Annotated in this window: 26 protein-coding genes; 13 read left to right on the top strand and 13 right to left on the bottom strand. The window is 42.3% G+C overall.

The features are described from left to right. Positions 1-3 precede the first annotated feature (3 nt). The 4 genes from U5K72_01680 to U5K72_01665 all read right to left on the bottom strand — a co-directional run bounded on the left by U5K72_01680 (position 4) and on the right by U5K72_01665 (position 1841). A complete protein-coding gene (locus tag U5K72_01680; protein MDZ7717512.1) occupies positions 4-384 on the bottom strand; it encodes a hypothetical protein in 381 nt (126 codons plus the stop codon). Between the two features lie 159 nt (positions 385-543). After that, the gene (locus tag U5K72_01675) at positions 544-1308 is read right to left on the bottom strand and encodes a metallophosphoesterase family protein (protein ID MDZ7717511.1); all 765 of its coding nucleotides are present in this window, start codon (positions 1306-1308) and stop codon (positions 544-546) included. Positions 1309-1333: 25 nt separating this feature from the next. Further along, on the bottom strand, positions 1334-1651 hold the full coding sequence (locus tag U5K72_01670) for a metalloregulator ArsR/SmtB family transcription factor (protein ID MDZ7717510.1): 318 nt from the start codon (positions 1649-1651) through the stop codon (positions 1334-1336). Between the two features lies 1 nt (position 1652). Continuing rightward, positions 1653-1841: an arsenic metallochaperone ArsD family protein gene (locus U5K72_01665; protein ID MDZ7717509.1), complete on the bottom strand. Its 189-nt coding sequence runs from the start codon at positions 1839-1841 to the stop codon at positions 1653-1655. Positions 1842-2880: 1039 nt separating this feature from the next. On the opposite strand from U5K72_01665, the gene U5K72_01660 reads away from it, so the two are divergent. From U5K72_01660 to U5K72_01635, 6 genes are all read left to right on the top strand, one after another. After that, a complete protein-coding gene (locus U5K72_01660) occupies positions 2881-3024 on the top strand; it encodes a hypothetical protein (GenBank protein ID MDZ7717508.1) in 144 nt (47 codons plus the stop codon). A 347-nt stretch (positions 3025-3371) separates the two neighbouring features. Next, a complete protein-coding gene (locus U5K72_01655) occupies positions 3372-3548 on the top strand; it encodes a hypothetical protein (GenBank protein ID MDZ7717507.1) in 177 nt (58 codons plus the stop codon). After that, entirely contained in the window at positions 3545-5788 is a 2244-nt protein-coding gene (locus tag U5K72_01650) for a PAS domain-containing protein (GenBank protein MDZ7717506.1), read from the top strand. Before U5K72_01655 ends, U5K72_01650 begins: the two co-directional genes overlap by 4 nt. After that, positions 5785-6483, top strand: coding sequence for a sensor histidine kinase (locus tag U5K72_01645; GenBank protein ID MDZ7717505.1), 699 nt, complete (start codon positions 5785-5787; stop codon positions 6481-6483). Before U5K72_01650 ends, U5K72_01645 begins: the two co-directional genes overlap by 4 nt. Before the next feature lie 1254 nt (positions 6484-7737). Beyond that, on the top strand, positions 7738-8142 hold the full coding sequence (locus U5K72_01640) for a hypothetical protein (protein ID MDZ7717504.1): 405 nt from the start codon (positions 7738-7740) through the stop codon (positions 8140-8142). A 357-nt stretch (positions 8143-8499) separates the two neighbouring features. Continuing rightward, positions 8500-8805, top strand: a complete 306-nt coding sequence (locus tag U5K72_01635) for a hypothetical protein (protein MDZ7717503.1) — start codon at positions 8500-8502, stop codon at positions 8803-8805. A 534-nt stretch (positions 8806-9339) separates the two neighbouring features. Here U5K72_01635 and moaCB read toward each other — a convergent pair. The 9 genes from moaCB to U5K72_01590 form a co-directional block, all read right to left on the bottom strand. Continuing rightward, positions 9340-10257, bottom strand: a complete 918-nt coding sequence (gene moaCB / locus U5K72_01630; protein ID MDZ7717502.1) for a bifunctional molybdenum cofactor biosynthesis protein MoaC/MoaB — start codon at positions 10255-10257, stop codon at positions 9340-9342. Positions 10258-10261: 4 nt separating this feature from the next. Next, entirely contained in the window at positions 10262-10699 is a 438-nt protein-coding gene (locus U5K72_01625; protein ID MDZ7717501.1) for a molybdenum cofactor biosynthesis protein MoaE, read from the bottom strand. Then, positions 10692-11822: a HesA/MoeB/ThiF family protein gene (locus U5K72_01620; protein MDZ7717500.1), complete on the bottom strand. Its 1131-nt coding sequence runs from the start codon at positions 11820-11822 to the stop codon at positions 10692-10694. The genes U5K72_01625 and U5K72_01620 overlap by 8 nt, the downstream gene beginning before the upstream one ends. A 3-nt stretch (positions 11823-11825) precedes the next feature. Continuing rightward, positions 11826-12059: a MoaD/ThiS family protein gene (locus tag U5K72_01615; GenBank protein ID MDZ7717499.1), complete on the bottom strand. Its 234-nt coding sequence runs from the start codon at positions 12057-12059 to the stop codon at positions 11826-11828. Next, positions 12049-12639: a molybdenum cofactor guanylyltransferase gene (locus tag U5K72_01610; GenBank protein MDZ7717498.1), complete on the bottom strand. Its 591-nt coding sequence runs from the start codon at positions 12637-12639 to the stop codon at positions 12049-12051. Before U5K72_01610 ends, U5K72_01615 begins: the two co-directional genes overlap by 11 nt. After that, a complete protein-coding gene (locus U5K72_01605) occupies positions 12636-12821 on the bottom strand; it encodes a hypothetical protein (protein MDZ7717497.1) in 186 nt (61 codons plus the stop codon). The genes U5K72_01610 and U5K72_01605 overlap by 4 nt, the downstream gene beginning before the upstream one ends. Before the next feature lie 143 nt (positions 12822-12964). Next, complete coding sequence (locus U5K72_01600; GenBank protein ID MDZ7717496.1) at positions 12965-13837, bottom strand: molybdopterin molybdotransferase MoeA; 873 nt, start codon at positions 13835-13837, stop codon at positions 12965-12967. 443 nt (positions 13838-14280) lie between these two features. Then, positions 14281-14718 carry a vitamin K epoxide reductase family protein gene (locus U5K72_01595; GenBank protein MDZ7717495.1) on the bottom strand — a complete coding sequence of 146 codons (438 nt, stop codon included), beginning with the start codon at positions 14716-14718 and terminating at the stop codon, positions 14281-14283. Between the two features lie 114 nt (positions 14719-14832). Further along, positions 14833-15504, bottom strand: a complete 672-nt coding sequence (locus U5K72_01590) for a thioredoxin domain-containing protein (protein MDZ7717494.1) — start codon at positions 15502-15504, stop codon at positions 14833-14835. Between the two features lie 570 nt (positions 15505-16074). On the opposite strand from U5K72_01590, the gene U5K72_01585 reads away from it, so the two are divergent. From U5K72_01585 to U5K72_01555, 7 genes are all read left to right on the top strand, one after another. Next, on the top strand, positions 16075-17148 hold the full coding sequence (locus U5K72_01585) for a hypothetical protein (protein MDZ7717493.1): 1074 nt from the start codon (positions 16075-16077) through the stop codon (positions 17146-17148). Between the two features lie 22 nt (positions 17149-17170). Continuing rightward, on the top strand, positions 17171-17365 hold the full coding sequence (locus U5K72_01580; GenBank protein MDZ7717492.1) for a hypothetical protein: 195 nt from the start codon (positions 17171-17173) through the stop codon (positions 17363-17365). A gap of 157 nt (positions 17366-17522) precedes the next feature. Continuing rightward, positions 17523-18167, top strand: a complete 645-nt coding sequence (locus tag U5K72_01575) for a 4Fe-4S dicluster domain-containing protein (GenBank protein ID MDZ7717491.1) — start codon at positions 17523-17525, stop codon at positions 18165-18167. A gap of 30 nt (positions 18168-18197) precedes the next feature. Then, a complete protein-coding gene (gene nrfD, locus U5K72_01570; protein ID MDZ7717490.1) occupies positions 18198-19376 on the top strand; it encodes an NrfD/PsrC family molybdoenzyme membrane anchor subunit in 1179 nt (392 codons plus the stop codon). A 38-nt stretch (positions 19377-19414) separates the two neighbouring features. After that, positions 19415-22594, top strand: coding sequence for a molybdopterin-dependent oxidoreductase (locus tag U5K72_01565; GenBank protein MDZ7717489.1), 3180 nt, complete (start codon positions 19415-19417; stop codon positions 22592-22594). A gap of 412 nt (positions 22595-23006) precedes the next feature. Further along, positions 23007-23423, top strand: a complete 417-nt coding sequence (locus U5K72_01560) for a carboxymuconolactone decarboxylase family protein (protein MDZ7717488.1) — start codon at positions 23007-23009, stop codon at positions 23421-23423. Positions 23424-23456: 33 nt separating this feature from the next. Further along, positions 23457-24203 (top strand): sulfite exporter TauE/SafE family protein, encoded by a 747-nt coding sequence (locus U5K72_01555; protein ID MDZ7717487.1) that lies wholly within the window; start codon positions 23457-23459, stop codon positions 24201-24203. Positions 24204-24797: the final 594 nt, after the last annotated feature.

Below are 24797 nucleotides of genomic sequence, written 5' to 3'. Positions count from 1 at the left end.
CTTTTATTTTTTAGTTTCTATTCTTGTTGGGTCTATCTTGTTTTTTGTGAACTCTTCTGCAGCCTGCTTGGCGGTTGTCAAAACCGGGCACCAAACATTCGGGATATCTACATCCTGTTCTCCTTTCGCCATTTTCTCCCAGCCCGATCTCATTTTTCTCAAATTCAACAGAGAAGCAACAAACATGATCATCATTCCGCTCATCACCATTATAAAGCTGAAGACAAGTTCCATGCTATATGTGGAGAAGTATTGAAGTTCAAATCCGCCGTACTTCATCATCAGATAGAGGCTCCAAAGCAGGAGACTTAAGATGGTCATCGAGATAAATACCGCTGAGTAAGCGTAAAGGTTTTTTGTCGAAAAAGGTTTGATATTACTCATAGGACTGTTTTTATTGATCTTTGAAAGTTTTAATGAAGGTATTACACCCTGGTGTGTAATCAGTGTAGTTTTATTCCGTATGTTCTTTGGTTTCAAATTCAGCTTCTTAAATTTATTTGATAAAACGAGTGCACCTTTTTCCGCATATTTCAATAAAAATCAACCTCCATTACGGAGCATGTCAGCGAACGGATTGGGGAGCGGACTCTCTTCAACTGCTTTTGCTGCTTTTTCAACATCATATTCCACACGAATAAATTCAACGTTTAGTCCATTAGGGCGGGACAAATCCAGGTCATCTTCCCACTCCAGCGTCACATAACAGGCACGCGGATCGCCATCCTTCGGTTTTCCCACGGATCCGATATTAATCGCATGGCGAAAGTTCCCGTCGCTGTCTTCCAATCTTTTGTGATAAGGTTTGTGGGTGTGGCCAAACGCCATGAGATGAGCGTTTGCTTTCTCCATCATTCGGATCATGCTTTTATCGGGTCGGTCTTCGAAAAGATATTCATTAATTTTCCTGGGGCTTCCATGTACAAGCAGCAGATGATAAGGATCCGTATTCACCCCAAACTCAACTCTGAGATGTGCGGGAAGTGACCGTAAATACTTTCGATTCTCTTCAGAGATAATCTTATTGGTGTAGGTGATGGATTCAACACCCCTGGCTTCATCTTCTTCATTTTTGTAAGCGCAGCCGCAGTCATCACTTTTCAATCCGACACCCTGGTCATAATTTCCTGCAATGACCGGAATTCCTTTTTCTCTGATGGTTTCAATCACTTCATTTGGATAGGGCGCATATCCAACAAGATCCCCAAGGCAATACACGGCATCAGGTTTACGGTTATAGATATCATTAAGTACTGGTTTAAGGGCATCAATATTTGCATGTATATCACTAAAAAGGGCGATTTTCATAAGTCAGCAGCAGGTTTTAACAAGTTTAGAGGATTAATAATATATTATTTAGTTCACTAATTGCATCCGGATTAAGACAGTAACAGGTACGAACGCTATCTACAGTTCTTGAGATTAATTCGACTTCTTTCAGAGCTTTCAAGTGTTGTGATATAGTAGATTGTGCCAGAGGAAGAACATCAGCAATATCACCGCAGAAACAAGAATCTCGCTCCATTAAAATTTTCAGAATTGTAATCCTTCCGGGGTGGCCGCCCTCTGATACCACATCTACATTTACTAAAATGAGTGGCAAACATTCAGTGCCTTTCTTTTGCAGCCTTGAGAGAACCTGTGGATTCATTTTAAAACGCTTCCGGCTCCTGTCCCAAGTTATAACGTTTTACTTCTACCCCCTGCGTCTTTAACCATTTTACATCATTTGCAAAACTGACAATTTCGTCGTCTACATTCGGGCTGCAGACGCCGGTACTGCAACACATTGCCGGATCATAAACTTCTAAAATTGTTTTCGTGTCTGTCTGAGTTGTCATGTTTTATCTGTCTGTGATGGTTTAAAACATCCAATCTTAATTTCGGATCTCATGCTATTTTTTTATTCGGATTAGCAAGCCTTTTATTTAATCGTAAAAATACGATTAATGATAGTGATTTCCAATCACAATTCTTCTTTCCCTTGATTTATTTCTGAATAGCTGAAAAAGACACTCATTAAAAAATTTTCTATATTTAGACAAAACACTCCGAATTACAGGCTGATTTCTTTCTGTTTGATTTAATTCGGATCAAAAAGTTAATTTTCAACAAAAAATTTCAGCATCATGCCTTTATACGAATATAAGTGTGTCGATTGTGGAGAGATCATCGAGTTCCGCTCATCGTACGATAAAAAGCAGGAAATGGTATCATCACTGCAATGTGAGAACTGCTCATCAAAAGAGTTTACGCAGGTGTTTAGCGGAATCGCCCTCACTGATTCAAAAAGTGAATCTTCCACGCCACCTACTACTGGAGGTTGCTGTTCCGGCGGTATGTGTGGTTTGTAAATACTCTGATAAGAAGCTGTTAATTTATTTTTAGGGATTATAATGACATCATTAAATGCAGGAAGCTTACATGAACAGAGGGCTTTGCAAAACCGTGGTTATTGGTCAATCTGAACTCGATTCAGATTCTCCATTCGTCTTTATAGCCAGTATCAGGAGATCCTGAATCAAGTTCAGGATGACGGTCATAGTTTTGCAAAGCCTTCTGTGATGATGATCTGCTAATGTCATGTCAATTCTCATTTGTCGGATATAGACCTGACAGCATTCCCGGTGCTTTTCCGGGTTTCTGTCAGCGTCAAGAAATCAACGCTGTCAGATCCAGTGGGTGCTGACAGGTTGCTTCATACATTTCATATTTGACTTAACACAAGTTACGAAGGTCCATCTTACTGTCACTATAATGCTTTAGCGAAAGGCGATATTCAATCTTTTAAATTAACTCCAATTCCCTCATTTTTGCTCGTTTCGAAGATCCATCTTCGTAACGCAGTCAGGGAGGCTAAACTTGTTTCTAAGAAAAAAAATGAATCACTCCAATAGATATAAATACCTGTCTCACTACCTCGATCAACTACGGTTGCAGGGCAGATATACATTTACCGGGGTGACATTAGATGAAGAGGATACTTTTAAAGCTGTGGCATTTAAAAACTCTTCGATTTTTTGAAGAAGCCCTGATTATAGTGAAGGGTTTGGAATAACACGACAACCTATCATTCAAGTGATCTGTCCAAATAAAAGAGGGCTTTGCATTACTGCCCGTCTGCACGCTGTATGTGCGGGCTGACGGGTTGGGGACACCCATCAGCCGGTAAAAACAACCGACAGATGGGTATTTCAAAGCCTCCTAAAACATATCTGAATGGGGAGGACAATACGCTACAGCATGAATACTGATACGTTGTTTTTAGCATTTGATAAAAAAATGGATTTTTATTATTAAATATTTAATAATAAATATTACCTGCCTGTTAGTTTATGAAGCTCGTAGAACTTAAAAAATAACAGAAAGATATGGGCATACAGATAAAAAAAGAGATTCCAGAGCTTTCTACTTTTCCATTATTCATTGCAGGTGATCAACCAAGCCATACTATTCATGCATACAATAGTGTTTTCCAAAAGCAAATCCAGGCTGGCTATGGAACGACTTCTTCAACCCTTTTTTATTTAATGGTGGACTTACCATGAAAAATGAATACACAGTTCTGCTTATAGAAGACCAGCCCGATGATGCGGAGTTGATTGAACTACAGTTGGCCAAAAGTGAACTGGATATGGTCATCATTCGTATTCAGACCATATCCGGGCTGATGGAGTCCCTGGAACAGGACAAGGCAGATTTGGTTATTAGTGATTATAACCTGGGAGATTTTACGGGCAAGGATGCACTTGACATCGTGAAAAACCATTCGGACCTGCCCTTCATCTTGGTGTCTGGATATCTGGGTGAGAAAAAAGCTGTGGAGATCATGGTGGCGGGTGCAGACGATTATATTAACAAGGATGAACTTGAACGCCTGAGACCAGTGGTCGTAAGAGAGATCTTACATTACAGGGAAAGGGTTAAAATCCAGCAGCAAAGAGATGTGGCTCTCCACCATCTTCAAGAAAGAGTTAAAGAGCAGCAATGCCTGCATCAAATTTCACGAATGGATGAACAAAAATATTCGATTTCAGAGCTATTGTCCAAAGTTGTCGATTATTTGCCAGCAGGTTTGCAATATCCGGGCATTACAGAAGCCATTATAAAATATGATGGGAACAGCTATCAAACTGAGAATTACAGAGATACACCATGGTCATTAACGGCTACAAATGATACGATAACGAATGGCCCTCTTATCATTCAGGTGATCTACCTGGAAGAAAAATCTGCATTGGATATCGGGCCTTTTTTAACTGAAGAACAGCATTTGATTGAGTCGGTACTGGACATATTGTCACTGAAAATCAATCGACTTCTGGACAAAAAAGAACTGGACCATAAACAGAAGCTTCTGGAGAGTGCCAACGATCTTGCACAAATTGGGAACTGGGAGGTGGATCTGGTTGAATCAACAATGATGTGGTCTCCCCAGGTGTACAAAATTCATGAAATGAAGAAGGGCTATGAACCCATTCTTTCCGAAGGCCTCAACTTTTATAAGGAGGGCAAACATCGGGATACCATTACTGAAGCCTTTACAAAAGCCGTAGAACAGGGCATACCCTGGGATCTGGAGCTTATAATTGTGACAGGCAGAGGGAATGAACGGTGGATTCGAACGATAGGTCAACCGGTCTTCAAAAATGGAAGGTGCGTTCGGGTATACGGAAGTTTCCAGAATATTGACAAGCGCAAGAGAGCCGAATCCCAAATGAAGATGCTTTCGAAAGTTGCCAGTGAAACACAAGATGCAGTTATTATTACGACTTTGGATCGGGAAATAGAATGGGTGAACCGTGCTTTTGAGAAACAAACTGGATATCTATTTGAAGAGGTAAAAGGAAAAAAACCGGATTTTTTACAAGGTTCTGACACCAACCAACAGACGGTGGCCTTCATGCACGAAAAGTTGGAGAACAGGGAGGAGTTCACAGCAGAAATTCTCAACTATACCAAGACCGGAGAACCCTATTGGGTTGATCTGGATGTTTCACCCATTACAGATGAGCATGGAAATGTAGTCAAGTTTTTCTCTATCCAGGAAGACATCACGGAGCGTAAAAATAACGTAAGTCAATTAAATGAGAAGCAGCATCGATTAGAAGAAGCTCAACGGATTGGAAAGATTGGAGATTGGGATTATGATATTCAAACAGGAGAGATATTCTGGTCAGATCAAATGTATGAGATCTATGACCGGGATCCATCCCTGGGACCTCCGGGATATGAGGAGTTGGCTGCCTATTACCCCGAGGATGCGGAACTTCATCATGAGATGGTAGAACGAGCCTTTGAAACTGGAGAAAGCTATGCTTTGGATCTAAAACTTCACACAGAAAAAGGCAAAGAAAAGTACATTCATGCGGATGGTTTTGCCAATACAGATGAGCAGGGAACCACTGTTAAACTCCATGGAGTGGTTCAGGATATTACCGATCGAAAAGCAAAAGAGTTAGAGTTAGCCGCCAATCAACGACAGATCACGGCGATTGTTGATAATATCGAAGGTGTCTTATACCGGTATATATTGAGATCTGATGGCACCGATAAAATGGTATATATCAGCAGCGGTATTGAACGGATACTTGGAGTTACGACTGAGGAAGCTAAGGAATCAACCGAAAAATTGTGGAAATCTGTTGATAAGAGAGATTTAGACAGATTTACTAAATCAGTTGAAAAATCTGCAGAAACGCTGCAACCGTGGTATGAAGAATATCGAATAGAGACTCCACAGGGTGAAAAAAATGGATACGGGGAACCGGGCGCCCCACACAGTTGAAAAACGGCACGATTCAATGGGATACGCTCATTGTGGATATTACTGATGAAGTTCGCCAACAACAGGTCAATGAAACGCTTGTCCAGGAGATCCACCATCGGGTAAAAAATAACCTGGCCATTATTATCGGTTTTCTGGAATTGCAACTGGAGGATCTTAATGAACAAAGCCCCGAGCGATTAACCCTTGAGAGGGCGATGACCCGAATCTATTCCATTGCGGAGATCCACAAGCTCCTGCATGAAGGATCAAATCTGGTGGATATCAATGTTAAAAAGTATATGGACCATTTGATTGAGCATATTACAGATACCATAAATGTTGGTGATGGGCTCCATGTGGATCTGCAGGTTGATAGGCTGCAGATGAATGTTAATGAACTCACACCTTTGGGAATGTTGTTAAGCGAATTACTTACAAATTCAGCGAAGTATGCGTTGAACCGTAACAAGCGAGGACACATTCAAATAAATATTTCCAGTCTCAATGGATCCTATAACGTGCGTTACCATGACACAGGACCCGGAATAGATAAATTGGAATTTGAAAATCCAAAAGATACAGACTTTAATATCGTACACCTCCTGTTAAGACAACTGGAAGCCGATTATAAGTTGTTAAATAAGGATGGTTTTGGATTAGAGTTCACCTTTAAAGAAAGACAAAAAGGGGCTCATAGTAATATTGGAATTTAAACTGGAATTACATCTTTGGGAGTTTTCTCTTCCGTCAATTACAAGGATAGATTCTGTTCAATGAATGCTATATCCAAATAGTAATCATCCTCTCATCTTACAAGATAGTTGTGGGCTAATGATCAGCCTTTTTTTGGTTGTGTAAAGTCGAATCTCCTTCATTCGAAATATTCTTCTGTCTGGTTTTCAATACGTAATGGATTGATCTTGTAGGTAAATTGAGGATTATCGAATCCACGAGAGGCAATTAAAACATTGAGAAGTGGTAAATGTGGGATGTCCATAAATCCGCTATAATCACATGATTGTACCTGCAGAAATTCAACAACAGGCCCGTGAGGTCGGAGTACGTGATACCCAAATGGAAAAGGATTACATCTTGTCCTGGATTAATCAGGATATAATATAAAAGAGGAACCCAGTATTCCATTGGAGGTACCGATTACAGATTTTTAAAATATGCTTTAAAACGGCATAAACTGCCCTATTCTATTTCTTTCCTATTACTTTTGGACCGCCAAAAGTAATCAAAAACTCTCGGCTGTGATGGCTTCCGGGCATGGTTTGCCCGCACGGGTACACTCTGCGAATGCTCACAGGGTGAGCGCGCAGAGCGATTTCTCCCGTGCTGTGCTGCAAATCATGCAATTCCTCCACCCATCAAGGCCGAATTTAATTAATCTATAATCGACAACCAGGATTTACGAGAATAGCAGGAAAACCGATGGAAACGGTGAGAAAGAAGTTCAGCGCTATTTTAGAAATATTGAGTTTTAGGTGGAGGTGCCAACCAAGATCACGATAAAGATAGTGACCAAGCTGCTGCTCAATTGTTACAGATGTTCGTACTCTGTACACAGCATTCCCGAAAGGAAAATATTGTATCTGTTTAGCGCGAACTGAGAACCTGACAGAGCTTGAACGTAGTGAAATCCTGTCAGAGTTCGGTTGTTCACAGACATTTTGCAATGACAGCCAAGTTTTGCGACTCTTGCAGGAGATCGAAAAGCACGATCACTCTCAGGTCGCTAAACAGGCACGAAATATTCGAGTCGTTGGGTTTAAGTAATCACCAATTCAAATATCAGTGCCATATTGAACCACTGTTAGAATTCGACTGGTTTGAGTTCATGAAAAAATGAGGTGTAACTACGTTCTTATATATACCCTTGTTATTTTAAGAATACCATGAATCAAACATACGTACGAACCAAGGCTAATCAGAACAGGATTTATACTTAATCGAACAAACAGATGGCAAAAGAGGATAAGAAAATAATTATTGAATTTGTTGATGAAGATTTCTTTAAAAACCTGGAGGAAGAAAACAGGAAGAAATTTTTATCAGAACTGGAATCTTTACAGTTAAAGTATACTGTTGGTAATATTGAGAAGTATGCTACATTTCTTAATGAAAAATTAGAATTTCCATTTGTCGGATATCACAATATCGATAATGGGATGTTTGGTGAAAAAAGAGTTCAAATAAAAGTAGAGGGTATAATAGAAAACAGATCAAAACAACCGATAAAATGCTCTTGTAAAACTTCAAGGAATGCAACTAAAAAAATTTATCTTCATTTTATTGAGGTGGATGAAACGGATAAAAATAAAGAGATGATTGATCATTACAAGAAGTGGTATTTTAAAAACCATTAGAAAGAATAGGAGAAGGCTTTGCAAAACCGTGGTTATCGGTCAAACTGAACTCGATTCAGATTCTCCACTCGTCTTTATAGTCAGTATCTGGAGATCCTGAATCAAGCCTGCTTGCACTAAGCTTCGGCAGACAGGTTCAGGATGACGGTCAGAGTTTTGCAAAGCCTTCTACGATAAATTTGAAACGTAGTGAATTCGAAAAAAACAGATTTGAAAGTCAGTGTCAGCCTTTGATAGAGAAACTGAAATCAATAAATGTAGTGTCTCTAATGAATCGTTGAATGAAAGTTTGGAAATGATAGAAGAGATCTCAACTTTTCATCCTGTTTAATAATAATTGGATTAAAAAAAGCGACTATGGACACTGACGATTTATCGACTGAGGCATATGAAGGTATCATCATAGAGGCAGAAAAATTCGACCACGATTTGACACTTCGTTTTGGAGTTTTAGCCTCAAGTTGCAAAGACGAAGAAGAGTACCTGAATAAAGCCACCGACTTAATTTCCGAAATCCGATCGTTAGATGAAGATGAATTAACAGACCTATTCTTCGGTAAATTACCGGATACCGATGCATTAAATCTGACACTTGATCGTATCATCGAAAACATTGACCAGGTAAGAAAAGTACCTGAAGAAAAAAGGCATTATGAATTTTAAAGCGGATATTTCAGCAAGAAAATTCAAGTCAATTTCTCAAATAAATGGCAATTGAACGATTGTATGATTTTACACCAAACTATTAGTACTGATCGCGGAAATAAATAACTACGGGAACCATTGTGGGTAAGTAAACCAAATCAATTGATCATGGAGAACCTTTCTGTTCATTTTGTCTTGAAACAAAACGAACCAAAAATTCAAGGCTGTGAAAAAATTGTCGGCGGTCACGGAGTTTCTGCTACCTTTTATCAATGGTCCGCCGCACTTAACGCTTGTTAATTGGTTTCTCACCGGTATGATAAAAGGTCCCCGCAGATCCTCCAGCTCCCTCATTCCGCCAATTTTTTCAAGGCCGACAGCGTCTCCTACTGCAGGATTCATATTCTCCAATTATATTCAAAATACTTAGGCTGTTGAGAAAAAAATCATTTACCCACAATGTTTCATGTAGATCCTTAATAACTTAATCTCTTGGATTCTGAACGGTCAGTTCACAGATGAATTTCTTCGTGTTCAAATACCCCTAAAATTTCACAACTCATCATGCCGGGCGGCTTCCATTACCCTGAAAATATGGAGTACGTGCGGAAAGATGGCATCCATGCTTTCTTTGGCACCGTTTGTTGAGCCGGGCAGGGCCAGCACAAGGGAGTCTTCAATGAGCCCGCTCACGCTTCTGGAGAGCATGCTGTAGGGCGTGCGGTCTTGTCCATAGCTGCGGATGGCTTCCTCGATGCCCGGAATTTCACGGTCCAGCATGGGGCGCAGCGCTTCGGGGGTTACATCACGGGGCGACATTCCCGTGCCGCCGGTAAAGATGATCATATCTGTTTTTTGATCCACATGTTTTTGGGTGAGGTCAACAATCTGCCTCTTCTCATCCGGGATAATCGTGTATTCTGCTATGGAAATGTCAGACTCTTCCAGTTTGGCGATGATCGCTTTTCCGGCCCGGTCTTCTTTTGTGCCTTTCGAGATGGAATCGGAGCAGACAATAACGGCGGCCGAGAGTCCTTCCCGAAGTTTTTTGGAATAGCTGCTTTTTCCCCCTTTTTTCTCGAGCAGTTTTATAGAGCCGATTTCGATCTCTTTATCAATCGGTTTTAACATATCATACGCCGTGAGAGCCGCCACACTGGCTGCATGCATCGCCTCTACCTCCACCCCGGTTTTGTAGATGGTTTTGATCTCCATTTCAATTCGAATGGTTAAATCTTCAATGGTGAAGTTTACACCGGCATATTCGATGGGCAGCGGGTGGCAATCGGGAATCATATCGCTGGTTCGTTTGGCGGCGAAGAGCGCGGCCGCTTTGGCCATTTCAAAAAGATCTCCTTTTGGCACCTTTTTTTGCTCAATGGCTGTGATGGTTTCCTGTTTACTAACCTTTACCACGGCCTGCGCTTTTGCATACCGGAGCGTAGATGATTTATGTGTGATATCGACCATAATCTTATCGGTTTACTTTCCAGCTATAATTTTCATCGTCAAGGATCTCTTTTCCCCAGATCGGCAGTTCGTTTTTAATTTTTTCAACCAAAACCCTGCAGGCTTCGGTGGCATCTTTCCGGTGTTTGGACGAGACAAATACAAACAGGTTGATTTCGCCAACCTTGATATTTCCCAGGCTGTGATACACGTGCATGCACGACAGGGAATATTCATCAAAGAGTTCTTCACGAATCTCCGCGTACTTTTTTTCCGCCATCTCCCGGTAAGCGGTAAACTCAATGGATTGCACCACACCCTCTTCTTTTTCATCGGCGCGGATCTGTCCCAAAAATATCTGGTGGGCACCGATACCGGTTTTGGTGCTGTGTTTGGCAATAGCTTCTGAAATAAACGCCGGGGTGATGGCCCCTTCCATAAAAAGCGATGATGATTTACTCATGGTGTCCGTTTTGTTGAAATTGATTCCATTCTTTGAGCCCGCCTTTGAGATTGTACAGGCTGCTATTGTGATCTTTTTCTGATAGCTGACGAATAGCCGAAGCGCTGCGCTTGCCAACTTCACAGTAAACAACTGTTTTGTTTTTAAGTTTGATGCTATCCAGTTTCTGTTTCAGCTTGCTCAAAGGAACGCGGCGTCCTTTCAATTCCACCGGCGAGTCGCCCTCATGGTATTCCCTCACATCGATGAATTGGAGCTGATCTGATGTTTGAAGCAGTTCTTCGAGCTCTTTGGGCGTAATTTCCTGAATGTTGCTGGTATCACAGGCGAAGTCGTAGCTGTATGCTTGAAGTGATTCAAAATTCTTTGGGGTTTGTTCTGCTGATTCATGATTTCGTTCAAGTGTCAACAGGGTCGTGTTCATGGTCATCGCATCCAGCATCCACAATTTTCCGGATAGAACAGCCCCGATTCCTGTAATCCATTTAATGACTTCATTCGCCTGCACGGTTCCGATGAGTCCGGGCAATACACCGAGCACACCGGCCTCCGCGCAATTCATGACCGATCCTTCTTCTGGCGGCTGTGGAAACAGGCAACGGTAGGATGGCGGTTCCTTCGAGCTGCGGTAATCATGAAACACGCTCACCTGACCCTGATAGCGATGAATAGATCCGTACACCATCGGTTTTTTCAGGATGGCACAGGCATCATTAATCAAATAGCGGGTGCTGAAATTATCCGTGCAGTCCACGACCATGTCATAAGGTTCAAACAGTTCCCGGACGTTACTGCTTGTAAGCTGCGTGTTGTGTGGCTGAATGTCGATCAGTGAGTTCCGCTTGCGGAGATAATCGGCAGCCCGTTCTGCCTTGGGATGTCCAATATCCGATTCCCTGAAAATCACCTGCCGCTGAAGATTCGTCAATTCCACCACATCATGATCCACAATCCCGATCGTTCCCACACCCGCAGCCGCCAGGTATTGCAGAACAGGGCATCCCAGTCCGCCGGCGCCCACTACCAACACCTTGGCCTGCTTTAATTTTTGTTGGCCTTCAGGTCCCAGCTCTTGCAAAAGCAAATGCCGGCTGTAACGGTTCTGTTCGCGTTCAGATAACATTCCTCAACCTCCTGAAAATGGCGGCAGCAATGCGATTTCATCATTGGGAGAAATCTTCTGATCTCCCGAAACAATGGCCTGATTAACAGAGATTTTATAATTCACACCTTTAAATGAAGGGTACTTGCTGTTCACTTTTTGTAACAGTTCTTCCGTTGTTGATACGTCTGAAATTTCAATTTTACTGGCCTGAGCGTTGTCCGCCAGCACTCCGAATAATGTTGCTTTAATCGTCATAATTTGTCTCATGTTCTTTTACTTCTTCGGGGGTATTCAAATTGGCAAACCAGTTTTTATATTCAGGTTCAACATCTGAAACATCTATGAAGGCCGTATTAATTGTTTTAAGAAATTTATGCATGCTTAACTGTCCGTCTTCGATAGATAATTTCATTCGGTCCGCAATCTCTTTTTTATAAACAGCGCAGAGCGGTTGCAATTGTTCTCCTTGAACCGGAACCCACGCCTGATATTCATCCTGATAATTTACCAGTCTTTTCAGGAAAGAAACAGGAACCAGGGGAATATCACAACTGAGCACCAGGTTGTATTCTGTTTGCGCATAGTGGAGTCCGGTGTAAATTCCACCCAGCGGACCTTTGTCTTGTATCAGGTCGGAATAGGTGGGTACGCCAAAATGTTCGTAGCCGGGTTGATTCGTGATAATCATAACCTTCTTCGTAATAGTTTGGGCTTTATCTATTATGTGCTGTACCATCGGTTTGCCATTCAACAAAACCAACCCTTTGTCGCGACCCATCCGGCGGCTCTGTCCACCGGCTAATATTATGGCGGTGATCGGGTTTGAATTTTTCATACAGGCAACAAGTGAGTTTCCACGTTGTCTCCGGGTTTATATTCTTTTTCTCCTGCAGGCAACAGTACCAGTGCGTTAGCTTCGGCAAAGGTCTGGAGCATATCGGATCCTTGTCCGCCTAAAATGGTTACTTCTCCATTAGTAACCTTGGCTTTATAAAAGATAGCACGGGTATCATTCATCGTGAAACGAATTGGTCAGCGGCAGGTTTTTTTGGGGAAGTTCATAATCAGAATAACCGCTCATTTTTTTAATGGATGGCAGCACATATTCATAGAAACAGACCAGGGCTGAGGCGGGATTTCCGGGCAGTGCGAAAACCAGTTTATCTCCTCTTCTTGCCGGCGTAGATCGGCTTGCCCGGTTTTTGTTTTACTTTGTAGAAGATCTGCTCAACGCCGAGCTCCTCAAGCGTCTGTTTCACCAGGTCGTATTTACCCACCGAGATGCCGCCAGTTGTTATAACCAGATCAGATTGATTCAACAGGTTTTCCAATGATGTTTTCAAATCTTGCGAGGTATCCTGAACCGATTCTGCTATTTGTGCGGTAAAGCCGGACTGCCGAAGTGCGGCGTTCAGCATGGAAGAGTTGCTTTCGTAGATTTCGCCGGGCTGCAATTCTTCACCCGGTTTTCGTAACTCGTTACCTGTGGCAAGAATAGCCACTTCTGGTTTTCGGATTACTTCTGCCTCAGAAATACCCAAAGCATTCAAAAAGCCGATGGCTGCGGGCGTAAGTTTGGAACCTTTCTTCAGTGCTAAATCTCCTTTTTTTATCCGGGAACCTGCCGGCCGGATATTGTTTTCACCGGCTATATCCTCACTCGAAATGATCACTGATTTTCCGTCCGTTTCCACATACTCCTGGCGAACCACGCATCGGGTCTGGTCCGGGACTGGCGCACCTGTGAAAATACGCACAGCACTATTGGGCGTGATGGCGTCATTGAAAAACCCGCCGGCCTGAACTTCCCCTTTCAACGGTAAAGTAATATTCTTTTGGCTGGCCAGTGTTTCATCCTCAACTCTCACAGCATACCCATCCATTGCCGATTGATTGAACATGGGAATAGAGATATCAGAAAAAAGATCATCTGCCAAAATGTAGCCTTCACTTTCAGATACCGGTCTGTTGCCGGGTTGAAGAGGCTGGATAATGTTGAATAACCGTGATTTAGCTTCAGGAATAGAAATCATAGAAGGACATTTATTTCAGTGTAACATATGAATCATTGCCGGAGCAGTCGAATTTTGTTGGTCCAGCAGTACAAATGTAAGCTTTTTACAGCCTTGACATATAATCTTATTAACTTGAGTTTGATTCTTAATCTGTATCAAAGTGTATCTAAAGTCCCCTCCTTTTTCAAGGAGGGGATTTAGGGGTGGTTGGAAAAGAATGAATCAGTCGAATTTTCAATTTCAGCCCTGATTAAATTACACGCCTCGAAAAAATAAGGCATCATATTTTTAACGTACAGGAGGCTTTAAAAGCAAAGACTTCGGAAGTCTTCTTTAGTATCGTTTGAGTTGATTTTATAAATAAAAACACAGCTTTTGAAAATGTTTGTAAAGACTTCCGAAGTCTTCCATGCCCAATATTTTATTGTTTCCTTGATAGTAGATTAACTGCTGAAGTATGGTTAATGTAATAATACCCTGCGAAACCGGATTGATAGCAGCATGATAAGAGTAGTAGATCCTGCTGACATCAGGCAGTAGATGCAAAGTGCATTGATCACAAAAAACATTACATATACAAGCCACATAGAGAAAAGAAAAGCAGGGACTGTTACAAAGGGGAGGTATCGAAATAGAAAGGGTTTTTTCGTGTCTAACCATACAACACCAATTACTAATAAACCCGAATAAAAGAGTGATCCGAGCAGGGCTATTGGCACAGGCCCAATCGTTGCATATTCACTTAATGCTACTTCATCACACCCCTCTAACACCGTACAAACCGGCAAGCTGCCCAAATAATGTGATGCGGTAAGATAGGCTGAATCTGCAAAACCGAAGAGTGCAAAAGCCATATAAGCTATTACCCAAGAAAAATGGTTTGAAGTTGGTTTGTCCATCTGATTTTTTTCTGAAAGGGCTTTGAAAGACTTCCTCATAATCCCCTGTTGAATCATTAGGAGAGGGTTGGGGAGGTCAAAACAATACTGTTTCAAAGTTCCCTGTAATAATAGTTATTCGTTAATATACGACTCTATCAGCTCGCGGTAGGCATCCTGTGAATTTGGGTTCTGAATACGGTCACCGTTAATGAAGAGAGCAGGTACGGAATTCACCCCAAGTTCTCGTCCGCTCTCGTAGTCCGATTGTATGCGCTCTGCAATAGAGGGATCCTGCAAATCTTTATCTAATTGGTCCATGTCAAGATGCAGGGTCTCTGCATACTGTCGAAATAGTGATTCAGCATTACCTCCTGACCATTGGTGTTGGTTTATATAGATGAGATTATGCATACTCCAAAACTCTCCCTGTCTACCTGCAGCCTCAGCATATATGGCTGCCATCCGCGAATACTGAAAACTTTGTAATGGAAAATGGCGATACACAAAGAGAATTTCTTCTCCTGCCTCTTTGCTAAGCTGATCGTCGAAAGCAGCATAATACCTGCATGCCGGACACTGAAAGTCGCTGTACTTTATAATAACAACCTCAGCCTGGGGGTTACCTTTGGTCCAGTCTCTTCCTCTTACTTGCAGAATGCCGGGTATATCATCACTACTAATTGTGTTTGGTGCGTCGTTATTTACCGATGAAACCGGCTCATTATCTGCAAGGCTTATCATTATATATACAATTAAAAGCATTACCCCAATAAGGGTGCTCCATAACAGAATACGTTTATTCATTAGCATAAATTTGATGATGATAACCAGTAGCGATATTGATAGAACAGCTACTTAATTATTGGGTTTGATGATATTTTTTAGTGAATGTATAGATTACATAAAGAGAACGTTTAAATACTTCCACACAACTTTTTAAACGAACCAAAAATGGAATGGGAAGAGTAAAAATTGGTGCTTCTAAGGCTCCCGCAAGATTTTTTAACAGAAGGCTTTGCAAAACTCTGACCGTCATCCTGAACTTGATTCAGGATCTCCAGATACTGGCTATAAAGACGAATGGAGAATCTGAATCGAGTTCAGATTGACCAATAACCACGGTTTTGCAAAGCCCTCTAACAACTAAATGTATGTTAATGGTAGTCAAATAATTTAACTATCAGGAATTCCCCCATAGCCTCTTCATGAATCCACCTATCTGATACACAGGTTTCTACTAATAGTTAAAGAAAAAGGTATTTCGGACTTTAATGACGGAATAAATACCTTTGTCTTAGTTTAAAAAAAGCCGTTATAAATAAAATTCATTGATTATGAGATTCTTATTAAAAATTGGAATAATATTTTTGGGCTTTGCCTTCCTTAACCCAGGGAGTGGTAACTGCCCAAACCAGTTCCGAAGATGAACCAAAATTAGAAGTTTGGGGATACGTTTTTGGAGATATGTATTGGAAAGCGGATGGAGATGAGGCGCTCTGGGGACGTGGAGAATTTATGAATACTGAGAAAAACGCCATCGGAGGTAACCTACGTAGAATTTATGTGGGCTTCGATCATGATATTTCAAGTAATCTAACAACTCGTGTTCTATTTGAAACAAATTCGGGTACGATAGATCCAAGCGGAAAATTTTCTCCAATTGTGAAGCTTGGCTATATTCGGTGGAATGTTCCAGTAGATTTTCTTCACAACAATGTTGTGAGCGTTGGGCTTATTCCAACTCCAATCTTTTCCTTTCCGGAAAAATCATTCGGATACCGTTCCGTAGAAAAAGAGGCTCTGGATGCCCGGGGCATTGGACGCTCTGCTGACCAGGGTATTTCATACAGTGCAACGTTTGATGAAAATTCAAACTTCGGTTTTACTACGTTGGTAGGAAACGGAACCGGAAACAGGCCAACAGAAACCAAGCGGCTGGAATACACCGGATCTGTATTCGCAAAATTTCTGGACAGCCGACTTACAGTTGAAACTATGTTTAACTATAAGTCGCAGGGAGATGACAGAGAAAACTCTATTCTTCGCGGATTTTTAGGCTATGAGACAGATCGATTTCGTCTTGGCGGGGAAGTTGCCCGAATTATTAATAATGTAGAAACAGCTCAGGGATTTAATGAAGTAAAGCCACTTTTATATTCGGTATTCGCTGCATTTAACATACCTCGAATCAGTAATGATTTAGAATTTTTTGGGCGATATGACAGGTTTGATCCCGACACTGATTTCAGTACCAATAAAATATATCCCAACGATCTCCGGTTTTTTTCCAATCAATCCCTTGTAATCCTTGGGTTAAAATACCAGCCAATAGAACGGGTAAGCATCATGCCCAACCTCTACTTTAATATTTATGATGAAAAAAGAGATGAAATTGAAGACCGTAAAACAGATATTATTCTGAGAACAACCATTTATTACTCATTTTAGCCGATACTAAAATCCAAAGATTATGAATCCATTTTACAAGTCAGAAAAGCCCACTAAAGATATCTCAGTAGTTGAGGACGAGAATCAGTTAAAAGAGATCTTTGGAATGGAGCCGGAAGACTCGGTGGAGGAAATGCCGGAAAATAATCGTAAACGATTTCTAAAACAGGCAATAACTCTGCTCGGAACCGGAATGTATGTCTTTACCGGCTGTTAGTGAAAGAAGGGCTTGGCAGCCGTTGAAGAAGATCCTGAACGGATGCACCGGATGATCAACTTCCTTGAAGGATATGGCCTGTCTTTGATATAGATGAGCATGAAAATATGATCATCCGAATGCAGAAAGAACTGCAGCATGGCGATGGAAAAACCCATTGAAGGAACGAAGCTGGGTGATGATCATCGATCTGCGAAAATGTACGGGTTGTGGTGCCTGTACAGTGTCCTGTGTTGCAGAGAATCATCTTCCTCCGGCCGTGGTTTATCGGCCGGTAATTGAAGAAGAAATTGGAACCTATCCAAACGTATCTCAACAATCGCTGCCGCGACCCTGTATGCAGTGTGAGGAGCCTCCCTGCGTACCTGTTTGCCCGGTAAATGCAACCTGGGTACGGCCTGATGGTATTGTTGATATGGATTACGACCAATGTATTGGATGTAAATATTGCATTACAGCATGTCCGTACCACGCACGGACGTTCGATTTTGGTATTAATTACACCGATGGAACTCCCGCCAAGCAGCCGTATGAAATAGCAGCCAATTACGAATATGGCAAAGGTTATACGCACGAATCGGGAGACCCTGTGATTGGCAGTGTACGAAAGTGCCATTTCTGCACGCATAAACTCGATGAAGGCATGCTTCCATCCTGTGTAACCACCTGCATCGGGTATGCCACCTATTTCGGTGATGCAAACGATCCAAATAGCCTGGTTTCAGAACTGATTGGACAGCGCAATCAATTCAGGTTGAAAGAAGAGCTGGGTACCAAACCGCGGGTTTACTACCTCACCTGATATATCTTTAACACTTTAGAACATTTCGTTATGTCTTCAAGCACAGCAACATTTAAAATAGAAAGAAAAAAAGATTTCAGAATATCATTGGGTGTAGCCATTCTGGCTTTAATTGTCGGAGCTATTGGCCTGTTCCAGATGTTTGTGATGCACAATCACGGCGCTCTCACCAGTTATGTTCCCTGGGGTCTTCTGGTTGGCGCATATATCTATATGATATGGATAGAAGTAGGGACCATTCTTGCCTTCACTATTCTCTACTATGGCATGAAAATGAAATCTTTGAAAAAGCTGACGCCCGTGGTGCTCATAGCTGCAATATCCGCACTGGCGGCAGCGATGACTCTTGTGGGAACTAAACTTGGTCACCCATTCCGGGCATGGAAAGTGTTCCTGGAACCCAGCTTTAGCTCGGTAATGATTTGGGAAATCTGGACGCATATCCTCTTTATTTTTCTGCTGTTAGGCATGCTCTACGCCACCATTAAAAATAAGGATGTGCTTCTGAAACGGCTGAGCTATATCAGTGTTCCGATTGGGATTGTTTTTATTAGTTTGGTTGGAGCCCTGTTTGGTGTGGTTGCAGCGCGTCCGTTCTGGAACGTATCGGTTATGCCGCTCATGTTCTTCATTGCCTCTATTGTGGCAGGTGTCGCGCTACTGACCCTTATTCATCTGCTATTCTCTCCAACTAAGGGAACAGAAGCATATACAGATACAGCAGAAAATTTATCTCGTGCGTTTTTGGGAGCGATCTCTATTGGAATTATCGCAGCTCTCGGGAACGCGTTAATTATTGCTTTTCCCAATGTCCCGGCCTATAACGATGCCCTGGATCTTGTTCTTTTTGGTCCCTACTGGTGGACCACATGGATCATACACCTTGGTATAGGGATCGTAATTCCACTTATACTGCTGTTCTTTTATAGTAAAAACTTAAAAGCAATGGGAGCCGCTGCTGTTTTCTATCTGATCGGCTTCTCCATGGTTCCTGTCAATATTATCATTCCTGGACTGGCCTATCCAATGTCGGGCATGGAAGGAATTGCGGAGGCATTTAATCATTCTAAGTTATCGTTCGAGTACACTCCCGCATTGGTTGAATGGTTGGTCGTTATATTCGCCGTTGGCCTTGCACTATTCATTTTTACGCTTGGATATAAATACATCCTTCAGCCCTATTTCGAACGAACACTTGATAATCAGTAATCATCACAAAATTTTTCATCACTAAGCACGGTATTGATATGAGTTCAGAAAATAAAAAAGGCGTTAGCAGAAAAGATTTTTTAAAAACAGCAGCATTTGTTGGTGGTGTTCCGGCACTGTTATCGCAATGCCAACGCGCGGACGAAATGACGGAAAAAGTGATGTCTGGAGAACTTTCCGAAGAGCAGTTCTATGATATTGCGAACCCGGAAAATATCATCTACACTACCTGCCTAAATTGCAATACAGGATGCCATATTAAAGCAAAAATTTCTGACGGAGTGGTAGTTAAAATTGACGGGAATCCGTTCAGCCCCTGGACGATGAATCCTCATATACGCTACAATCACAGTCCGGCCAACAAGCAGATTGCAAAACTGGACGGTGCCATATGTCCCAAAGGTCAGGCCGGCATCCAAACCATGTATGATCCATACCGAATTCGTACCGTGTTGAAACGAGATGGGAAGCGTGGAAGCGGTAAATGGAAAAGCATTCCTTATGATCAGGCCGTAAATGAAATTGTAAATGGTGGTAAGATATTCAGCCACCTGCAGGGTGAAGAAAATCGCGAGGTTGAAGGACTGAAGGATATTTGCGCCATGCGCGATCCCAAACTGATGAAGGATATGAAAGCTGATGTGGATAAAATTCATAACGAAGAGATGACCGTTGCTCAATTCAAACAAAAATACAGTGAGCATCTGGATAAACTCATCGATCCTGATCATCCCGATTTAGGCCCGAAAAACAACCAGCTCGTATTCAATTACGGACGTATGAAAGCCGGCCGATCCGAATTTGTAAAACGCTTTGTGCATGAAGCTTTCGGCAGTGTTAACAAACCTGGACACACTACAACATGCCAGGGATCACTCTATTTTGCTTCTAAAGCTATGAATACTCAATACATTGACGGAGAATGGACCGGCAGTGAAAAAGCCTATTGGCAAGCGGATCTACAGAATTCCGAATTTGTCATTTTTGCCGGATCAAACGCTTTTGAAGGTGGTTACGGCCCCCCGCTTAGAACAAACAAAATTACAAACGGACTTACTGAAGGAAGGCTCAAGTTTGCGGTCGTTGACCCAAGAATGAGCAAGCTGGCAGCCAAAGCCTGGAAATGGATGCCGGCTAAACCCGGCAGCGAGGCAGCACTTGCATTGGCACTGATCCAATGGATTATCGACAATAAACGATATGACGAAACCTACCTGCGAGCGGCAAATAAGGCAGCAGCCACGGCTGTTAATGAACCCAACTGGAGCAACGCGCCTTGGCTGGTAAAAATTGACCAAAACGGAGAACCGGGCGATTTTCTGAGAGCAGGTGACCTGCCTTCCAATATCCGTCCGGCAGGAGATTCAGATCAATTTATTGTACTGGAAAACGGCAATATCAGATCATTAAATCCAAATGATACCCGAAACGCCGTTACCGGAGATCTGTTAGTAGATACAACGGTTGGTGGCATTCGAGTAAAAAGCAGTATGCAGTTACTCTATGAATCATCCAAAGAGTATACTATTGAGGAGTGGGCTGAACTTTGTGATATTCAGCCCAAACTGATTGCCGAAGTTGCACGGGAATTTACAGCACACGGTAAAAAAGCAGTGGCGGATATTCACCGCGGAGTATCCCAGCATACAAATGGCTATTATAATGTTGCGGCATGGATGAGCCTGAATTTATTGATTGGTAATTATGGTTGGAAAGGTGGATTGAGCTATCCATCTACCTACAATGTAGATGGCAGTAAAGATGGCCTCCCATTCTACCTTAAAAATATGCATCCTGATAAGTTATACCCGTTTGGCACCGACATCGTACGCCACGGGGAGTCGTATGAAAAGCATACCGCATTTGAAGGCTACCCGGCTAAACGACCGTGGTATCCGCTTTCGTCTGATATCTATCAGGAAGTGATTCCTTCCATGGGCGACGCCTATCCGTACCCGGTCAAAGCTTTTATAATGTATATGGGAGCACCGAACTACTCGCTGCCTGCCGGACATGAGCTCAATGAAATTATGAGCGATACAGATAAAATACCTCTGTTTATTGCAAGTGATATTACGGTGGGGGCCACCTCCGCATTCGCTGACTATATTTTCCCGGACGGAACCTACCTCGAACGATGGGAATTTCATGGTACGCATCCCAACTGTACCCAAACCGTACAGGGTGTTCGTACTCCGGTCATTACTCCTCTTGTAGATTCTTGTAAGGTATTCGGCGAAGAGCAGTATATGAGCCTGGAAAGTATGCTCATGGCGTTTGCTGAAGGCATAAATCTGAGCGGCTTTGGAGAAAATGGATTTGGAGAGGGCGAGAAATTCACCCATCCCGATCACTTCTATCTGAAAATGGTGGCCAACATGGCTTCCGATGGTACACCGGTGCCCGATGCCTCAGTTGAAGAACTCGAGCTTCTGGAAAAGACCCGGAAACACATCGAACCGTATGTCTTTGATGTCAACCGCTGGAAAGAGAGCGTTGGCGATGAAACACTCTGGAAAAAAGTAGCTTATGTGATGACGCGAGGCGGGCGATTTATGAACTATCCGGATACTTACAAAGGTGAGCAGCTTACCAATGCTTATGATAAACAGGTCAATATGTATTGCGAAAATACGGCAAGAACCATTAACAGTATGACCGGTAAACATTTCAGTGGTATTCCTGAGCATAACCCCGTTACAGATAGCCTTGGCAGAGAAGTCAGAGATTGGGAAGAAGGCTATGATCTTCAGTTGAGTACGTATCGGCAAACAACACAGACAAAATCCAGAACAAACGTTTCATACTGGCTGTTGGCCATCAGTCCTGAAAATTACGTGCTGATGAACAGTATGACAGCACGTGAAAAAGGGTTAAAATCAGATGATGAGGTCATCATTAAAAGCAAAACCAACCCGGAAGGAATTTGGAACCTTGGTGAAATGGGAACCAAAAAAGTAAAAGGCAAAATTAAAGTTGTAGAAGGATTGCGCCCCGGCACCATTACTTTCTCGCTTGGCTTTGGCCAGTGGGGTAACGGTGCCCGTGATACTATTGTGGATGGTGATGTGATTGAAGGCGATGAACGTCGCGGACGTGGTATACACGCCAATGCCGTAATGGCTGTAGATCCTTATTTGAAAAACACGGCTTTCAGCGATATTACTGGCGGCAGCGCGGTATTTTACGATACCTGGGTGAAAGTGGAAAAAGTGTAATCAATAAAATTATGTTTCTGTTTAGCGGTTTGAGGAACTGAAAATCCCTCGATATATTTCGGGAAAGCAGGCTACAAGAAAGCCAGAGATATCCATTACCGTTTGCTTTAGCTGACGGACAAGCAGCGTCCAGAAAACGAGTGGCTTTAGCCACATCTGATATGCTCATTGTCTGATCTCTCTCGGAAAGGAACAGAACATGAGTTTATATAAAAAGTATGGTTGGGAAAAGCTAAAGGGATGATGTTCGCCTTATATGATAAAATGAGTTTCTTAAGCCGATTGTGGCTAAAGCCAGTTCCTTCTTGATCCCCAATTCTCCGTCAGCTAAAGCAGACGGTAATAGATAATTAATAAACGAATTGAAAACTTTTCAGATTTTGGAGTGATTGCTTTTTTCACCGCTAAGCACATGCAAAATGATTACATTACTCAATGGTGCCGAAAAATAGTTTTCAGCACCTCACCACTTTTTAAATTCAAAAAGAATTTATGGACAAAAAGAAAAAAAACATCCCACAAGCCCTTCATCGATTTTACAGTAGAATACCCCGATGTGGGCCAGGCGTATGCCCAGTTGGGCCATGCTGTTCATAATGCGGGTCCCATCGATCAGAAAACGAGAGAACTTGTGAAACTGGCGATGTCGTGCGGAGCTCAAAAAGAGGGAGCTGTGCATTCACACACGAGGAAAGCACTTGAGGCAGGCTGCACAAAGGAAGAGATTCATCATGTGGTATTGCTCTTGTTGCCCACACTTGGAATGCCGTCGATGATGGCTGCCATGACCTGGGTGGATGATATTATTGATGAAGAAGCAGAAGAGTAAATAGATCCTTACAGGTAGTATTCAAAGTTTATAATGGAGTTTCCTCTCTATCTGCTGTTTCTTTTTTTATTGATTGCGTTTATTTACGGTTCAGTCGGCCATGGCGGTGCTTCGGGTTACATAGCTGTACTTACACTCACCGGATATTTTTCGCCGGAACTGGTTCCCGTGGTGCTGATTCTCAACATCCTGGTATCATCTATTGCACTTTATAACTATGGGAGCCGCGGACATTTTGAGTGGACTCTTTTCTGGCCGTTTGCAGTGACTTCAATTCCGGCCGCTTTTTTAGGCGGATATGTTACTGTAGGTGCCAATCTGTTTTTCACGATTGTCGGTATGGTTCTTTTATTAATGGCAGGAATCGTCTTTCTGAGAACATTAAAAAAAGAGGAAATAGAGCAAAACAAACCTATTCATGTTCCTGTTGCGCTACTCTCAGGTTTGGTGATCGGATTTATTTCGGGGCTGATTGGCGTGGGAGGCGGTATTTTTCTAACTCCGTTTATGCTCTTCCTTGGCTGGGGAAAATTGAAAAATATTGCGGCTGTGAGCGCACTGTTTATTCTTGTCAATTCTACCAGCGGAATCATAGGCCATGCGTTTTCAACACAGATACAGTGGCCTCTGGCACTCTATTTTGTTATCCCTGTCGTGATTGGTGGTTTTATCGGTTCCCGTTATGGCGTTAAATCAGTGAAGGCTTTTTATATCCAATATTTGCTCTCCATCGTTTTGCTGATTGCAGGTATTAAAATGCTTGCACAGTTTGCGTTTTAACATGTGTTTGGTAGTAGAAACCAATCACGGATTTAAACAATTCGTCTCTATATTGATCAGTGTGGATATGAGATGGTTTTTTATTACAAGTTACAAATGAAGGTTATTTGCTTTTCAATAATTTTGAAAGGTTTTAAATGAGATAGATACTCCTGATATCAGCTTTTGAATCAGACCCTGAAAGGGTCACATATTTCAGCCTGGGGCACCGCCCCATGAACGCTAACTTAATATTTACTTATAATATATTTTGAGTTTCTGAATATCTCCCCTCCTTCCCAAGGAGGGGATTAAGGGGTGGTTCAAATAGGTCATGTCATTTTTCACACTCCTTTTGAAGGAAGAGATTCCGGTCCAACCACCCCCAGCCCCTCCTTCATAAGGAGGGGAAATTCTACCAATTTCTACTATATTTAGTTTAACTTAACGCTTATGGGGCATCGCCCCAGGTTTGCAGGTTCGAGTCAATCATATCCCGAGGCAACAGATGCCATCAACGCTCCATGCCTTTTCGAAGGGGTCGTGTCTGTGAATCAGTTAGGAGTAACTGGGCGTTGTTTCGGCCCGGAGAACAACCATCGAAATGGGATATGT

The organism is Balneolaceae bacterium (genome assembly GCA_034521495.1).
Lineage (GTDB): Bacteria > Bacteroidota > Rhodothermia > Balneolales > Balneolaceae > Rhodohalobacter.
This window is presented reverse-complemented; position numbering and strand designations above follow the sequence as displayed.

Excerpts from the sequence above, each read along its gene's own strand:
- U5K72_01680 (MDZ7717512.1), bottom strand. The coding sequence starts at position 384 with ATGAGTAATATCAAACCTTTTTCGACAAAAAACCTTTACGCTTACTCA.
- U5K72_01675 (MDZ7717511.1), bottom strand. The coding sequence starts at position 1,308 with ATGAAAATCGCCCTTTTTAGTGATATACATGCAAATATTGATGCCCTT.
- U5K72_01670 (MDZ7717510.1), bottom strand. The coding sequence starts at position 1,651 with ATGAATCCACAGGTTCTCTCAAGGCTGCAAAAGAAAGGCACTGAATGT.
- U5K72_01665 (MDZ7717509.1), bottom strand. The coding sequence starts at position 1,841 with ATGACAACTCAGACAGACACGAAAACAATTTTAGAAGTTTATGATCCG.
- U5K72_01660 (MDZ7717508.1), top strand. The coding sequence starts at position 2,881 with ATGAATCACTCCAATAGATATAAATACCTGTCTCACTACCTCGATCAA.
- U5K72_01655 (MDZ7717507.1), top strand. The coding sequence starts at position 3,372 with ATGGGCATACAGATAAAAAAAGAGATTCCAGAGCTTTCTACTTTTCCA.
- U5K72_01650 (MDZ7717506.1), top strand. The coding sequence starts at position 3,545 with ATGAAAAATGAATACACAGTTCTGCTTATAGAAGACCAGCCCGATGAT.
- U5K72_01640 (MDZ7717504.1), top strand. The coding sequence starts at position 7,738 with ATGGCAAAAGAGGATAAGAAAATAATTATTGAATTTGTTGATGAAGAT.
- U5K72_01635 (MDZ7717503.1), top strand. The coding sequence starts at position 8,500 with ATGGACACTGACGATTTATCGACTGAGGCATATGAAGGTATCATCATA.
- moaCB (MDZ7717502.1), bottom strand. The coding sequence starts at position 10,257 with ATGGTCGATATCACACATAAATCATCTACGCTCCGGTATGCAAAAGCG.
- U5K72_01625 (MDZ7717501.1), bottom strand. The coding sequence starts at position 10,699 with ATGAGTAAATCATCATCGCTTTTTATGGAAGGGGCCATCACCCCGGCG.
- U5K72_01620 (MDZ7717500.1), bottom strand. The coding sequence starts at position 11,822 with ATGTTATCTGAACGCGAACAGAACCGTTACAGCCGGCATTTGCTTTTG.
- U5K72_01615 (MDZ7717499.1), bottom strand. The coding sequence starts at position 12,059 with ATGACGATTAAAGCAACATTATTCGGAGTGCTGGCGGACAACGCTCAG.
- U5K72_01610 (MDZ7717498.1), bottom strand. The coding sequence starts at position 12,639 with ATGAAAAATTCAAACCCGATCACCGCCATAATATTAGCCGGTGGACAG.
- U5K72_01605 (MDZ7717497.1), bottom strand. The coding sequence starts at position 12,821 with ATGAATGATACCCGTGCTATCTTTTATAAAGCCAAGGTTACTAATGGA.
- U5K72_01600 (MDZ7717496.1), bottom strand. The coding sequence starts at position 13,837 with ATGATTTCTATTCCTGAAGCTAAATCACGGTTATTCAACATTATCCAG.
- U5K72_01595 (MDZ7717495.1), bottom strand. The coding sequence starts at position 14,718 with ATGGACAAACCAACTTCAAACCATTTTTCTTGGGTAATAGCTTATATG.
- U5K72_01590 (MDZ7717494.1), bottom strand. The coding sequence starts at position 15,504 with ATGAATAAACGTATTCTGTTATGGAGCACCCTTATTGGGGTAATGCTT.
- U5K72_01580 (MDZ7717492.1), top strand. The coding sequence starts at position 17,171 with ATGAATCCATTTTACAAGTCAGAAAAGCCCACTAAAGATATCTCAGTA.
- nrfD (MDZ7717490.1), top strand. The coding sequence starts at position 18,198 with ATGTCTTCAAGCACAGCAACATTTAAAATAGAAAGAAAAAAAGATTTC.
- U5K72_01565 (MDZ7717489.1), top strand. The coding sequence starts at position 19,415 with ATGAGTTCAGAAAATAAAAAAGGCGTTAGCAGAAAAGATTTTTTAAAA.
- U5K72_01560 (MDZ7717488.1), top strand. The coding sequence starts at position 23,007 with ATGCAAAATGATTACATTACTCAATGGTGCCGAAAAATAGTTTTCAGC.
- U5K72_01555 (MDZ7717487.1), top strand. The coding sequence starts at position 23,457 with ATGGAGTTTCCTCTCTATCTGCTGTTTCTTTTTTTATTGATTGCGTTT.